The organism is Streptomyces rubradiris (assembly GCF_016860525.1).
Classification (GTDB): Bacteria; Actinomycetota; Actinomycetes; order Streptomycetales; family Streptomycetaceae; genus Streptomyces; species Streptomyces rubradiris.
In genome coordinates, this window is sequence record NZ_BNEA01000015.1 from 4,533,914 (window position 1) to 4,547,269 (window position 13,356).

The 13,356-nt window shown below is 72.0% G+C and carries 12 protein-coding genes; 6 read left to right on the top strand and 6 right to left on the bottom strand.

The features are described from left to right. Nucleotides 1-14 precede the first annotated feature (14 nt). The 4 genes from thrC to groL all read left to right on the top strand — a co-directional run bounded on the left by thrC (nucleotide 15) and on the right by groL (nucleotide 4,137). Nucleotides 15-1,298, top strand: coding sequence for a threonine synthase (gene thrC, locus Srubr_RS33430; RefSeq protein WP_189992456.1), 1,284 nt, complete (start codon nucleotides 15-17; stop codon nucleotides 1,296-1,298). Further along, nucleotides 1,295-1,570 (top strand): MoaD/ThiS family protein, encoded by a 276-nt coding sequence (locus Srubr_RS33435; protein WP_030779552.1) that lies wholly within the window; start codon nucleotides 1,295-1,297, stop codon nucleotides 1,568-1,570. Before thrC ends, Srubr_RS33435 begins: the two co-directional genes overlap by 4 nt. A gap of 432 nt (nucleotides 1,571-2,002) precedes the next feature. After that, the gene (locus tag Srubr_RS33440; protein WP_004986573.1) at nucleotides 2,003-2,206 is read left to right on the top strand and encodes a cold-shock protein; all 204 of its coding nucleotides are present in this window, start codon (nucleotides 2,003-2,005) and stop codon (nucleotides 2,204-2,206) included. 308 nt (nucleotides 2,207-2,514) lie between these two features. Beyond that, nucleotides 2,515-4,137, top strand: a complete 1,623-nt coding sequence (gene groL, locus Srubr_RS33445; RefSeq protein ID WP_030779546.1) for a chaperonin GroEL — start codon at nucleotides 2,515-2,517, stop codon at nucleotides 4,135-4,137. 981 nt (nucleotides 4,138-5,118) lie between these two features. Here the strand turns inward: groL and Srubr_RS33450 are convergent. Genes Srubr_RS33450 through Srubr_RS33465 form a run of 4 tightly spaced genes read right to left on the bottom strand, consistent with a single transcriptional unit; the run spans nucleotide 5,119 to nucleotide 9,663 of the window. After that, nucleotides 5,119-6,690: a polysaccharide deacetylase family protein gene (locus Srubr_RS33450; protein WP_189992454.1), complete on the bottom strand. Its 1,572-nt coding sequence runs from the start codon at nucleotides 6,688-6,690 to the stop codon at nucleotides 5,119-5,121. Continuing rightward, nucleotides 6,687-6,845 (bottom strand): hypothetical protein, encoded by a 159-nt coding sequence (locus Srubr_RS33455; protein WP_189992448.1) that lies wholly within the window; start codon nucleotides 6,843-6,845, stop codon nucleotides 6,687-6,689. The genes Srubr_RS33450 and Srubr_RS33455 overlap by 4 nt, the downstream gene beginning before the upstream one ends. After that, a complete protein-coding gene (locus Srubr_RS33460; protein ID WP_373313426.1) occupies nucleotides 6,842-8,320 on the bottom strand; it encodes a glycosyltransferase family 2 protein in 1,479 nt (492 codons plus the stop codon). Before Srubr_RS33460 ends, Srubr_RS33455 begins: the two co-directional genes overlap by 4 nt. Continuing rightward, the gene (locus tag Srubr_RS33465; protein ID WP_229926566.1) at nucleotides 8,317-9,663 is read right to left on the bottom strand and encodes a nucleotide sugar dehydrogenase; all 1,347 of its coding nucleotides are present in this window, start codon (nucleotides 9,661-9,663) and stop codon (nucleotides 8,317-8,319) included. The genes Srubr_RS33460 and Srubr_RS33465 overlap by 4 nt, the downstream gene beginning before the upstream one ends. A 245-nt stretch (nucleotides 9,664-9,908) precedes the next feature. On the opposite strand from Srubr_RS33465, the gene Srubr_RS33470 reads away from it, so the two are divergent. Next, nucleotides 9,909-11,036 carry an NADH:flavin oxidoreductase gene (locus Srubr_RS33470; protein ID WP_189992446.1) on the top strand — a complete coding sequence of 376 codons (1,128 nt, stop codon included), beginning with the start codon at nucleotides 9,909-9,911 and terminating at the stop codon, nucleotides 11,034-11,036. Nucleotides 11,037-11,057: 21 nt separating this feature from the next. On the opposite strand, the gene Srubr_RS33475 is transcribed toward Srubr_RS33470, so the two are convergent. After that, nucleotides 11,058-11,630: a hypothetical protein gene (locus Srubr_RS33475; RefSeq protein ID WP_189992444.1), complete on the bottom strand. Its 573-nt coding sequence runs from the start codon at nucleotides 11,628-11,630 to the stop codon at nucleotides 11,058-11,060. 75 nt (nucleotides 11,631-11,705) lie between these two features. Here Srubr_RS33475 and Srubr_RS33480 point away from each other — a divergent pair, with 75 nt between their 5' ends. Next, complete coding sequence (locus Srubr_RS33480; protein ID WP_189992442.1) at nucleotides 11,706-12,383, top strand: class I SAM-dependent methyltransferase; 678 nt, start codon at nucleotides 11,706-11,708, stop codon at nucleotides 12,381-12,383. Between the two features lie 13 nt (nucleotides 12,384-12,396). On the opposite strand, the gene murQ is transcribed toward Srubr_RS33480, so the two are convergent. Next, complete coding sequence (gene murQ, locus Srubr_RS33485; protein ID WP_189992440.1) at nucleotides 12,397-13,320, bottom strand: N-acetylmuramic acid 6-phosphate etherase; 924 nt, start codon at nucleotides 13,318-13,320, stop codon at nucleotides 12,397-12,399. Between the last annotated feature and the right edge of the window lie 36 nt (nucleotides 13,321-13,356).

A 13,356-nucleotide genomic window follows, 5' to 3' on the forward strand; every position in this document is an offset into this window, starting at 1 on the left:
GGGCCTCGCCTCACATGGCTGTGCAGACAGTTGCAACCTCCAGCGACTCCACCGTGGACCTCGGTCCCGCAGCGGCCCTCAGCTGTCGCGAATGCGGCCACCGGGTGCCCCTCGGACCGGTCTTCGCCTGCGAGGAGTGCTTCGGCCCGCTGGAGATCGCCTACGACTTCTCCGCCTACGACACCGAGGAACTGCGCCGGCGCATCGAGGCCGGCCCCGCCAGCATCTGGCGCTACGCCCCACTGCTGCCGGTCCCGGCCGACGTCGCCGAAAAGCCCAATCTCAACCCCGGCTGGACCAAACTCGTCAAGGCCGACAACCTCGCCCGCGAACTGGGCGTGACCGGCGGCCTGTACGTCAAGGACGACTCCGGCAACCCGACCCACTCCTTCAAGGACCGGGTCGTCGCCCAGGCCCTGGAGGCCGCCCGCGCCTTCGGCTTCACCACCCTGTCCTGCTCCTCCACCGGCAACCTCGCCGGAGCCGTCGGCGCCGCCGCCGCCCGGGCCGGCTTCCGCTCCTGCGTGTTCATCCCGCACGACCTGGAGCAGGGCAAGATCGTCATGGCCGCGGTCTACGGCGGTGAACTCGTCGGCATCGAGGGCAACTACGACGACGTGAACCGCTTCTGCTCCGAGCTGATCGGCGACCCGTCCGGCGAGGGCTGGGGCTTCGTCAACGTCAACCTGCGGCCGTACTACGCCGAGGGCTCCAAGACGCTGGCGTACGAGATCTGCGAGCAGCTCGGCTGGCGGCTGCCCGACCAGATCGTGATCCCGATCGCCTCCGGCTCCCAGCTCACGAAGATCGACAAGGGTCTCCAGGAGCTGATCAAGCTCGGGCTGGTCGAGGACCGGCCGTACAAGATCTTCGGCGCCCAGGCCGAGGGCTGCTCCCCGGTCTCCACCGCCTTCAAGGCCGGCCACGACGTCGTACGGCCGCAGAAGCCGGACACCATCGCCAAGTCCCTGGCGATCGGCAACCCGGCCGACGGCCCCTACGTCCTGGACGTGGCCCGCCGCACCGGCGGTGCCGTGGAGGACGTCACGGACGCGCAGATCGTCGACGCCATCCGGCTGCTGGCGCGCACCGAGGGCATCTTCGCGGAGACGGCGGGCGGCGTGACCGTCGGCGTGACCCGCAAGCTGCTCCAGGAGGGCGTGCTGGACCCGGCCAAGACCACGGTCGTCCTCAACACCGGTGACGGCCTGAAGACCCTGGACGCGGTCGCCGGGACCGGCCTGACCGCCACCATCCGCCCGACCCTGGACTCCTTCCGAGAGGCTGGCCTCGCATGAGCGTGACCGTTCGCATCCCCACCATCCTGCGTACCTACACCGGCGGCCGGGCCGAGGTCCCGGCCGAGGGCGGCACGCTCGGCGAGGTCATCGCGGACCTGGAGAAGAACCACACGGGGATCGCCGCCCGCGTCCTGGACGACCAGGGCAAGCTGCGCCGGTTCGTCAACGTGTACGTCAACGACGACGACGTGCGCTTCGAGCAGGGCCTGGACACGGCGACCCCCGACGGCGCCGGTATCTCGATCATCCCCGCGGTCGCCGGCGGCTGACCATGCACCGACGGTGAGGCCGGTCACCGACCGTCCACTCGATTGCCCCCTCCGTGAGAGAAACGGAGGGGGCAATTCTGCGTGATTGAACGCGGTAGAGTTGGGGAACACGGTCGCGGCCGGGTGGCCGCGAGCCCTGCGATCATGCCGTGCGCCCGATGAGAAACAGCCAAGTTGTGCGGGTTCCGCGCGGCTTTTGTGGCTTTTATGGGGCCCGACTTGCCCTGAATTCTGGCGAATTCTCGCCATATTCCAGATCTCCGACGTCCAGAATTCTCGTCCGATTGACCTGTTGCAGACGGCAGTTGGACAGATACATTCGGCCGCGGTCGACGCGTTCCGGCGCACGCCCCCGACCAGTTGGGGGGTGAGGTCTGACCCGGGTCCGCGAAGTGTGGATCTGTGCAAGGGCCAGTAATAGGGGAGTTAGGCATGGCTCAGGGCACCGTCAAGTGGTTCAACGCGGAGAAGGGGTACGGCTTCATCGCGGTCGACGGTGGTGCGGACGTCTTCGTCCACTACAGCGCGATTCAGATGGACGGCTACCGCACCCTGGAAGAGGGCCAGCGGGTCGAGTTCGAGATCTCGCAGGGCCAGAAGGGTCCGCAGGCCGACATGGTTCGCGTCACCGCCTGAATGTTTCGTGTGAAGGGCCCGCACCTCGCAGAGGGTGCGGGCCCTTCGCCGTGCCGCAGCCGGGTCCCGGTTCCGGCGTTCGCGGGCGGCTGACGGGCACCTCTCCACCCGGCCGGGCGCTTGCACTCGACCATGCCGAGTGCTAATCATTGCGTTAGCACTCTGAAGGTGAGAGTGACAGTGAAGGACCGGGTCGGTGAGGCCCGCGGGCCGGGTGGGGCAAGGAACCACGAGGCCGGCGAGCCGTCCGTCGCGGGCGCGGGCGCGGTCCGAAGGAATCACCCCCAGTCCTGGAGGGACCACTTCACATGGCCAAGATCATCGCGTTCGACGAGGAGGCGCGGCGCGGCCTCGAGCGCGGCATGAACCAGCTCGCGGACGCCGTGAAGGTGACGCTCGGCCCCAAGGGCCGCAACGTCGTCCTCGAGAAGAAGTGGGGCGCGCCCACGATCACCAACGACGGTGTCTCCATCGCCAAGGAGATCGAGCTCGAGGACCCGTACGAGAAGATCGGCGCCGAGCTGGTCAAGGAAGTCGCCAAGAAGACGGACGACGTCGCCGGTGACGGTACGACCACCGCGACCGTGCTCGCCCAGGCCCTGGTCAAGGAGGGCCTGCGCAACGTCGCCGCCGGCGCCAACCCGATGGCCCTGAAGCGCGGTATCGAGAAGGCCGTCGAGGCCGTCTCCGCCGCCCTGCTGGAGCAGGCGAAGGACGTCGAGACCAAGGAGCAGATCGCCTCCACCGCGTCCATCTCCGCCGCCGACACCCAGATCGGCGAGCTGATCGCCGAGGCCATGGACAAGGTCGGCAAGGAAGGCGTCATCACCGTCGAGGAGTCCAACACCTTCGGTCTTGAGCTGGAGCTCACCGAGGGCATGCGCTTCGACAAGGGCTACATCTCCGCCTACTTCGCGACCGACATGGAGCGCATGGAGGCGGTGCTCGAGGACCCGTACATCCTCATCGCCAACTCCAAGATCTCCGCGGTGAAGGACCTGCTCCCGCTGCTGGAGAAGGTCATGCAGTCGGGCAAGCCGCTGCTGATCATCGCCGAGGACGTCGAGGGCGAGGCCCTGTCGACCCTGGTCGTCAACAAGATCCGCGGCACCTTCAAGTCCGTCGCCGTCAAGGCCCCGGGCTTCGGCGACCGCCGCAAGGCCATGCTCGGCGACATCGCCATCCTCACGGGCGGCGAGGTCATCTCCGAGGAGGTCGGCCTCAAGCTGGAGAACGCGACCCTGGACCTCCTGGGCCGCGCCCGCAAGGTCGTCATCACCAAGGACGAGACCACCATCGTCGACGGTGCCGGCTCCTCCGAGCAGGTCAACGGCCGGGTCAACCAGATCCGCGCCGAGATCGAGAACAGCGACTCCGACTACGACCGCGAGAAGCTCCAGGAGCGCCTGGCCAAGCTCGCGGGCGGCGTGGCCGTCATCAAGGCCGGTGCCGCCACCGAGGTGGAGCTCAAGGAGCGCAAGCACCGCATCGAGGACGCCGTCCGCAACGCGAAGGCCGCCGTCGAGGAGGGCATCGTCGCCGGTGGTGGCGTGGCCCTGCTGCAGGCCTCCCAGGTCTTCGAGAAGCTGGAGCTGGAGGGTGACGAGGCGACCGGCGCCAACGCCGTGCGCATCGCCCTGGAGGCCCCGCTGAAGCAGATCGCCGTGAACGCCGGCCTTGAGGGCGGTGTCGTGGTGGAGAAGGTGCGCAACCTGACCCCGGGCCACGGCCTGAACGCCGCGACCGGCGAGTACGTCGACCTGGTCGCCGAGGGCATCATCGACCCGGCGAAGGTGACGCGTTCCGCGCTGCAGAACGCCGCGTCGATCGCCGCGCTGTTCCTCACCACCGAGGCCGTCATCGCCGACAAGCCGGAGAAGGCCGCGGCCCCGGCCGGCGGCGGCATGCCGGGCGGTGACATGGACTTCTGATCGACCCGAGGGTTGATCAACTGTCCTACGAACGAGGGCGGTACTCCTGGCTTTCCGGCCGGGGTACCGCCCTCGGGCGTTTCCCGGTGTTGCCATGGTTGCCGTGGGGCCGCCCGCTTCTCGGCGATTGTCGTGCCTCCGCGAGCTGAGTCAAGGGCGCTGCGCGTCGCCTTCGGCGATGGGCCTTCGGCCCACCCTTGACACACCTCGCTCCAGCACGGGGGAGAAGCGAGCGGGCGGCCAGGGGAAAGTGGCCGGCTGGACTTGGTTGGTCCCTGCGGTGGGCTGCGTTCGCATCGTGGGTCGGGGATGCGCGCTCGCGCCTCGCCTGCACGCCGGGTGTGTTTGGCGGCTTGCGGGTTGGTGTGTGGTGTGTGGTGGCGCCGGGGGTGACGGGTGGTGGGCGTTGGGTGGTGGGGTGGTGGGTCTGGGGGTGGGTTGTTTTGGACTGCTTGTCCATAACTAGGTCCCCTGTCCCTCCCCTCCTCGCCCCTTGCGTATCCGGGCTGCTGTGGCGGTAGCTGTCGTCCGCCGCCCTGGTTCGCGAGATGGCCGCTCGCCCGCAGGGTCCGCCCGCCGGGCCGCAAGCCGCCAAGCCGACCCGGCGTGCAGGCGAGACGCGACCGCGCACCACCCCACCGGGCCGCAAGCCGCTAAGCCCGCCCGGCGTGCTGGCGAGGCGCGAGCGCGTGACCCTGCCGACGGGGCCTTGTAGCCCACCCTTGGGTCCGGTGCCGGGCTGGGCCACTGTTCTTTCGGCCGCTCGCTCGCTTCTTCCCCGGGCTGGAGCGAGGTGTGTCAAGGGTGGCCCGGAGGGCCATCGGCGCAGCCGACGCGGGACGCGCCCTTGACTCGCCTCGTGGAAGCCCGACACTGGCCGGGAAGCGAGCGGCCCGACGGCCACCTGGAAGCTCCGCCGCGTGTACGAAGGCCGCCCACCGAGAGGGGCGGCCTTCCGGGGATCAGGAGATCAGGGGACGTTCAGGGTTTGATGTGCAGCGCCGTGAAGCGGGGCCAGGCCGCCTTGTCTGCCCTATCTGTCTTGTCGGCCTTGTTCGTCTCGTTGCGTACCGCCAAGGACACGCCTCCGCTGGTGCGCGCCGGGTCGGGTTCCTCCGTGGCGCGGGCCACCAGCGCGTGACCGCCGTCCACGGTGATGCGGACGCCGCCGGGGGAGACCTCCAGGTTCAGCCGGTGTTCCGCCGCCGGGGCGACTTTGCCGGTCGTGACGCGTGCCGTGCCGTCGGCCGGCCGCTCGGTCACCCGGACTCCCGCCTCCGAGACGGTGACCGTGATGGGCACCAGGCTGCCGTGCCCGACCTCCACCGACGCGCTGGTCCTCGTCCCGCTCAGCCCGGCGACGGTGGCGCTCACCCGGTAGGTGTCCCAGTCCGCCGTACCCATCGGCAGGTGGACGGCCGACACGTACGTGCCGTTCGCCACCCCCTTGCCGGTCAGCGCCGCCAGGCCGGTGCCCGACGGGCTGCCCGGGAACCGCCACTGCTCGGGGTGGCGCAGCGGCTCGGGGATCTCGGCCGGCGAGCGGGAGACCCACTCGTTCAGCTGCTTCACGAAGGTGTTCGTGGACGTCGTCCGCACCACCTCCAGGCGCTGCACCTGCCGGGCGGCGGCCGCGCGCGGACCGGCCGGCAGGGGCCGCGAGGAGACGTTGGTCAGCGAGGCGGTGAACCGTTCCCGCAGCAGCCGTTCCAGCACGGAGGTGTTGCGGGCGGCGAGGTTGGTCGGCCCGGCCGTCTCCGAGAACGGGTAGGCGAACAGCTGGGGTGCCGGCAGGTGGTGGTCGGAGAACGCCCGCAGCGACTTGTCCAGGTCGGTGCGCACCCGGATGCGGTACTCGCTCTCGGTCTCCAGCCGTTTCTCCTTCTCCAGCCAGAGCCGGTTGGCGAGCACCGACCCCAGGTGTCCGGCGGCGTCGATCGCCGCCCGCTCGTGGCTGAGGTGCGTGTGGTCCTGGAAGTCCCAGCGTCCGGACGCCCTCATCAGGTCGATCTCGGCCCAGGACAGGTAGTACGGCCGGTGGGTGCCGACGGCGCCGGTGATCAGGAAGGACGCCGCGTGCATCTTGTGCTTGGCGAGGACCTGGTCGGCGTGCGCCCACAGACCCCGGGTGCCGTCGTCGAAGGTGAGGTAGACGGTGTGCGGCGCCGGTGTCGTGCCCGTGGCCAGGTAGCGGGTGAACTCCTCGGTGGTCAGGGAGCGGTAGCCCGCCGCCGCCAGCTTGGCGAGCTGGGTGTCCAGCTGCCGCGGGGTGAGGGTGTAGTCGTTGGTGGGCTCGGGGTTGATGTCGTGGTACGCGAGCACGATCGGCGCGCTCGCACGGGACCCGACGATCTCCCCGGGCAGCGCGTCCGCCCCGACGCGGGGCGCGGCGGCCTGCGCGGACACCGCGCGCCGCGCGCTCTCGTAGCTCCACGCGCCGAGGAACGGCGTCACCACCACCATGGCGGCGAGGACGCCGAACGCGCTGCGGACCGCGGGGCCGAGCAGCCTGCGGCCGGTGGTGGCCGTACGGGAGTCGCCGCGCCGGCTCACCGGGAGCCTCCCCGGGTGAGGACAACGTAGTAGAGGGCGAGCACGGTGGCGGCGGAGAGTACGGCGACGGTCAGCCGGAACAGGTAGCCGATGCCCTTGCGGGCCCGGCCCCGCCGGGGCGGGTGCGGTGTCGACGGGGTTGCGGTGATGCTCATGCGGGGGTCCTCGTCCAGATTCCACGGCGGAGGGTGAGAGCGGCGTACGGCAGCAGCCACGCCAGGACACAGCAGGACAGCAGGCTCATCAGGGGCCGGTAGCGCCAGCGCCTGTCGCCCGGGTTGTCGAACCGGAACGCCAGGCCCCAGATGCTGCCCTTGAGCAGCATCCCGGCCACGTAGAGCGCGGTGAGCCCGGCCGTCCAGTGCAGCGGGGCCCACACCAGGTGCAGGAAGACCAGGGCGGGGGCGGCCAGCACCCACAGGGCGTGGCCGTAGTAGAGCAGGGCCGGGACCGGCCCCCGGCGCCACATGAAGCCGCCGGTGAAGAACAGGTTGCGGATGAAGCTCTTCTTCCAGCGGACCTGCTGGTGGAGGAAGGGGCGCCAGTGGGCGGGCACGTTGGTCCACACCCGGGCGGACTTGGTGTAGCCCACCAGCCAGCGCCGCTCCGGGTGGTCCTGTCCGGCGACGAACGGCGAGCCGGCGTGCCGTTGTTTCAGGGCGCGTCCGCGCCAAACCTGGCCGAGCACGTACCCGGTCAGCTGCCGGTCGGTGGCGAACCGGAACGGGGCGCCCGCGAACCGGTCCTCCGCCCAGGCGGGCAGGTAGTTGTAGACGGCCTCGCGCCGGAACGCGGCCAGCGGACCGGAGACGCAGGTGACCGCCCCGTACGCGGCCTCGGCCGCCTTGGCGATGCGGAACTGTCCCTCGTACCAGACGTCCTGGACGCGGGTCAGCGTGCTCTGGTGCGGGTTGAGGGCGCGGCAGTGCCCGCTGACCGCGCCCAGGTCGGGGTGGCGGACCATGGCCCGTACGCACTGCCGGATCGCGTCCGGGGCGAGGACGCAGTCGGAGTCGGTGAACATCAGGATGTCGCCGTCGGCCAGCGCGCAGGCGCGCACCAGGGCGGCCTTCTTGCCGATGTTGCGGTCCAGCCGGATGACGGTGATGCCGAGTTCGTCCGCGAGGCCGTCGAGGACCGCGCCGGTGCCGTCCTGGGAGCCGTCGTCGACGACGATGATCTGGAGGTCGGGGTAGTCGGAGGCGGCCATGGAGCGGACGCAGGCCCCGACGTTGCCGACCTCGTCCTTGACCGCGAGCAGGAAGCTGACCTTGGGCCGTTCCGGCAGTGCCGGGAACGTCTCGTGGCCCGGGGCCCGGCGGCGCAGGGTGCGTACGGCCGGGTCGTCGTACTGGGTGTAGGCGAGGTAGAGCAGGCCGGCCGTGCCGGTCAGCACCGCCAGGCCGTAGCAGGTGATCAGGCTGGGCTCGTACGGCAGCCGGACCGAGCGCCGGGCGATCAGCAGCAGTAGCGGCAGCAGCGCGATCAGGCCGAACAGCCGTACCAGGGCGGCCCGTTCGCGCGGGGCCATCGTCTCCAGTGCACCGCCCAGGAGGGCCCGCAGCCGGCGGCGGAGGGGGGAGCCGGCCGCGGCGGACGCTGTGGGCGGGGTGTCGAGTACGGCGCTCACCGGACCGCGGCGGGGGCAGCGGTCCGGATGCGGTGCCGGGTGTCCAGCACCCGCGGCACCGCGTCCAGCCAGCCGAGGTCGGTGCCGGGGTGCACGGTGTGCACGATCACCAGGTCCCATGCCTCCTCGTGCGGGTCCGCCACGGACCGCAGCTCCCGGCCGTCCACGGTCAGGCGGGGCACGTGGCAGTCGCTGTAGCGGGCGTCGGCACCCTGCTCGGCGAGCAGGGCGAGCAGCCGCAGCGCCGGGCTCTCCCGCATGTCGGACACGCCCGGCTTGTAGGCGGCCCCGAGGACCAGGACGCGGGCGCCGTCGAGCGGGCGGCCGTCGGCGCGCAGCCGCTCGGCGGCCTGCGCGGCGATCCGCGCGGGACGCTCGCGCAGGGCGGTCATGGCGCAGCTCAGCACCGGGGCGGTCGGTCCGCCGGGGGGCAGCTGGTGCAGCAGGTAGTACGGGTCGCAGGGGATGCAGTGGCCACCGGCCCCGGGGCCCGGGTAGAACGGCATGAAGCCGTACGGCTTGGTGGCGGCGGCGTCGATGACCTCGACGGGCGCCAGGCCGAGGTGCGCGCAGGCATCCGACAGTTCGTTGGCGAGGGCGATGTTGACCGCGCGGAAGATGTTCTCCCAGAGCTTGGCCATCTCGGCGGTCTCCGGGTCGGGCACCTGGTGGATGCGCGAGGCGGTGGGCCGCAGCACGAAGGCGGCGGCCCGGGAGCTGACCGGTCCGGCGCCGCCGACGATCCGCGGGGTGGTCTCCGGGGTGTGGTGTTCGTTGCCCGGGTCGATGCGCTCGGGGGCGAAGGCGACGAGGACGTCCTGCTCGGCGGTCAGGCCGCGGGCGGCGAGCGGGGCCAGCAGCAGGTCCCGGGTGGTGCCGACGTGGCTGGTGGAGGTCAGCACGATCAGCTGGCCCGGTACGGCCCGTTCGACCACGGTGGCGCAGGCGGCGCGCAGGGCGCGCAGGTCGGGCCGGTGGTCCTCGGTGATCGGGGTCGGTACGCAGACGATGACGGCGTCCGCGCGGGGCAGGGTGCCGGTGTCCGTGGTGAGCAGGAGGTCGCCGGTGTTCTGGGTGCAGGCCAGGGCGGCGTGCTGGGCCGGGAGCAGGTCGACGTCCCCGGTGCGGATGTCCGCCAGCCGCTGTTCGCTGATGTCGACGCCGAGGACGGTGGCGCCGGCGTCCAGCAGGCCGAGGGCGGTGGGCAGGCCGACGTAGCCGAGGCCGACGACCGCGACGGTCAGTCCGCGCAGGGGAGTGGGGGTGTGCTCGCCGGCCGCGTCGAGGCGGTCGGTCCACCGCGTGACTCCGGGGCCGGCGACGGGCGCCCAGGTCACTCCCACGCTGGCATTGTGTTGCGTAATAGTCACGCCGTGTTATTTAAGGCTGGTAGGTCGATCTTTCCGGCGGCGCGACAGGGAAGTGCGGGCAATTCACCCGGTTGTCGGCGAGCGGGGCGTATGGCGCGGTTCACACGGTCGTGCGGGGCGGCCCGGGAATGGGAGCCGGGGTTCCGGCATTACTTAAAGTGCTGCAACAATGCAGCCGCACATACCAGCTGGTCGCCCCTGGATGGCTAGGAGCCCCCATGACCACCTTCACGCCCGCCGCCTCCCGCGCGGCCCGCGTCCTGTCCCGCCCGGTCCGGCTGAACGGCCTCACCGTCCCGAACCGGATCGTGATGGCCCCGATGACCCGGAAGTTCTCCCCGGGCGGCATCCCCGGCGAGGACGTGCGCTCGTACTACGCGCGCCGTGCCGCCGCGGGCGTCGGCCTCATCGTCACCGAGGGCACCTACGTCGGCCACGAGTCGGCCGGCGAGAGCAGCCGCGTCCCGCTGTTCCACGGCGAGGAGCAACTGGCGGGCTGGGCGAAGGTCGCCGAGGAGGTGCACGCGGCGGGCGGCGCCATCGTCCCGCAGCTGTGGCACATCGGCATGGTCCGCAAGCAGGGCCAGCGGCCCTACCCGGACGCCCCCGCCATCGGCCCCTCCGGCCTGGTCACCGCGGGCGCGGAGCCCACGGGTGCGACGATGACGCAGCAGGACATCGACGACGTCATCGGCGCCTTCGCGCGGGCCGCGGCCGACGCCGAGCGCATCGGCTTCGACGGCGTGGAGATCCACGGCGCCCACGGCTACCTGCTGGACCAGTTCCTGTGGGCGGGCACCAACCGCCGTACCGACGCCTACGGCGGCGACGCGGTGGCCCGCACCCGGTTCGCGGCCGAGGTCGTCGCCGCGGTCCGCGCGGCGGTCTCCCCCGAGTTCCCGGTCATCTTCCGCTACTCGCAGTGGAAGCAGCAGGACTACACCGCCCGCCTCGCCGAGACCCCCGGCGAGCTGGAGGCCATCCTCACCCCGCTCGCCGAGGCCGGTGTCGACGTCTTCCACGCCTCCACCCGCCGCTACTGGCAGCCCGAGTTCGACGGCTCCGACCTGAACCTGGCCGGCTGGACCAAGAAGCTCACCGGCAAGCAGGTCATCACGGTCGGCTCCGTCGGCCTCGACGGCGACTTCATCAACGCCTTCCAGGGCGAGAGTTCCTCGGTCAAGGGCATCGACAACCTCCTGGACCGCCTGGAAGCCGACGAATTCGACCTGGTGGCCGTCGGCCGCGCGCTGCTCCAGGACCCCGAGTGGGCGGCCAAGATCCTCACCGACCGCTTCGACGAGCTGAAGCCCTACGACCCGTCGGCCCTGGCCACCCTCAGCTGAGCCACCCGAGTCGAACCGCCGCTACAGATTGCCCAGCGGCTCGATGTCGACCCGCATCGGCGTCCCCCACACCCGCAGCACCTCGTAGTCGGTGAACTCGTGGACGAGCCGGTACGCCATGGCGGGCCGGGAGCCGCGCCGCTGGGCCGCGAGATAGGCCTCCGCCTCCCGCCGGTCCCGGCGGGGCGTGCCGCACAGCTGCCACTCCTGCCCGTTCCACAGCTCCGGCAGCCACCGCTGCTGGGCCTGCGGACGGTCCCCGCGCACGCCGTACCGGGAGGGCGCGGTGGGAGCGGGCTCCGCCGGGCGCGGCCGGGAGCCCTGGTACTCCGAGCGGCGCGCGGCCCGGCGCCGGGTCTCGCACAACAGGCACAGGTCGGGGGCGCTCTCGTCCACGGGACCCTGCGGATGCTCGGGACAGCGGGTGGCCGGTGCCCCCGTGGTCACGCTGTCCTCCAGCAGGTCCAGGGCGCGCCGCAGGTCGTCCTTGATCTCGTGCAGCCGGGCGTCCGGCGTGTCGGCGGTCAGGGCCTCGCCGTGCTCCCCGAGCAGCCGGAGAGCCCGTCCGAGGGCGGTGAGCTGGGCGTGGTTCATATCGGTCGGTCGCCTCCTCGCCTCCATGGTGCCCTGGCCCGCGGCGGAGGCGCGGACCGTGGTGGAGTGGACGCCATGACGACGCGCCGTGCGGGCCGCCTGCCGGAAGCCCTCCACCGCTTCAACGCGGCCCACCCCTGGGACCACAACGCCCACTACCACCCCTGGCTGTTACGGCGGTTGCCCCGCCGCTTCGGCACCGCGCTGGACGTGGGCTGCGGCAGCGGGGAGCTGGCGCGGCTGCTCGCCCGGCGCGCCCGGGAGGTGCACGCCGTGGACTGCGACGCCGGAATCCTGGACCGGGCCCGGGAGTCGACGCCCGGCGGCGCACCCGTCGCCTACCGCCTCGCCGACGCCTCCCGGCACCTTCCCGACGGACCCTACGACGTGATCACCTGCGTCGCCGTGCTCCACCACCTGCCCCTCGCCGAGACCCTCACCCGCTTCCGGGACCGGCTCGCGCCCGGCGGCACGCTCGTCGTCGTCGGCTGCGCGCGGGCGGCCGGCCCGCTGGACCACGCGCTCGGGCTGGTCGCCGTACCGCTCAACGCGCTGACGGGCTGGGCGAAGAACCGCGGCCGGCCGGCCCCGCGGCGGCCCCTGTCCATGACGGCCCCCACCCGGGACCCGCGGGAGACCTACGCCGAGATCTCCCGCACGGCCCGCCGTCTCCTGCCCGGCGCCCGGCTGCGGCGCCGGCTGTTCTGGCGCTACACGCTGGTGTGGCGGGCGCCCTCGGGCCGGCGGCCCTGAGGGCGAGGGCGCGTCAGCCGGAGGCGTGGGCCAGGGCGGCGCGCAGGTGACCGCCCGACTCCTCCAGCAGCCGGGCCGCCGTCGGGCCGTCGACGCCGGCGAGCAGCGCCAGGATCGCGTGTTTCACCTCGCCGCCGGTCGCCGTGAGGGCCTGGTCGATCTCGGTGTCCCCGGCGCCCGTGGCCAGGGCGACGATCCGGTGCGAGCGGGCCCGGAGCTTGGCGTTGGAGGCGCGCACGTCGACCATCAGGTTCCCGTACGTCTTGCCGAGCCGGATCATCGTGATCGTCGACAGCATGTTCAGCACCAGCTTCTGGGCCGTGCCCGCCTTCAGCCGGGTGGAGCCGGTGATCAGCTCCGGGCCGACGACCACCTCGATGCGGTGCTCGGCGGCGGCGCCCAGCGCGCTGTGCTCGTTGCAGGCCAGGCCGACGGTCAGCGCGCCGAGCGCGCGGGCGTGCTCGACGGCTCCGACGGCGTACGGGGTGCGGCCGGAGGCTGAGACGCCCACCACGCTGTCGTCCGGGGTGATCTTCAGCGCGTCCAGGTCCCGGTGGGCCAGCTCGGCGGAGTCCTCCGCGCCCTCCACGGAGGTGACCATCGCCGCGGGGCCGCCCGCGATCAGGCCCACGACCTGGTCCGGGTCGGTGTTGAAGGTGGGCGGGCACTCGGAGGCGTCCAGCACGCCCAGCCGCCCGGCGGTGCCGGCCCCGGCGTAGACGAGCCGGCCGCCGCGGGCCATGCGCTCGGCCACGGCGTCGACGACGGCGGCGATCCGGGGCAGCTGTCCGGCCACGGCGCCGGGCACGCCCGCGTCCTCGCCGTTCATCAGCCGGGCGATCTCCAGGGTGGGCAGCTGATCGATGCCGGCCAGCTCGGGCCGGAAGGCCTCGGTGGTCAGGGAGGCCAGCTGACTGCGCAGGTCGTGAGAGGTCATAAGGGGGGTGGCTCTCTCCGGTACGGGGACGTGCTG

Bases quoted from the DNA above. Each gene is read 5' to 3' on its own strand.
- groL (WP_030779546.1), top strand. From the start codon at position 2,515: ATGGCCAAGATCATCGCGTTCGACGAGGAGGCGCGGCGCGGCCTCGAG.
- Srubr_RS33435 (WP_030779552.1), top strand. From the start codon at position 1,295: ATGAGCGTGACCGTTCGCATCCCCACCATCCTGCGTACCTACACCGGC.
- murQ (WP_189992440.1), bottom strand. From the start codon at position 13,320: ATGACCTCTCACGACCTGCGCAGTCAGCTGGCCTCCCTGACCACCGAG.
- Srubr_RS33470 (WP_189992446.1), top strand. From the start codon at position 9,909: ATGACCACCTTCACGCCCGCCGCCTCCCGCGCGGCCCGCGTCCTGTCC.
- Srubr_RS33480 (WP_189992442.1), top strand. From the start codon at position 11,706: ATGACGACGCGCCGTGCGGGCCGCCTGCCGGAAGCCCTCCACCGCTTC.
- Srubr_RS33455 (WP_189992448.1), bottom strand. From the start codon at position 6,845: ATGAGCATCACCGCAACCCCGTCGACACCGCACCCGCCCCGGCGGGGC.
- Srubr_RS33440 (WP_004986573.1), top strand. From the start codon at position 2,003: ATGGCTCAGGGCACCGTCAAGTGGTTCAACGCGGAGAAGGGGTACGGC.
- thrC (WP_189992456.1), top strand. From the start codon at position 15: ATGGCTGTGCAGACAGTTGCAACCTCCAGCGACTCCACCGTGGACCTC.
- Srubr_RS33475 (WP_189992444.1), bottom strand. From the start codon at position 11,630: ATGAACCACGCCCAGCTCACCGCCCTCGGACGGGCTCTCCGGCTGCTC.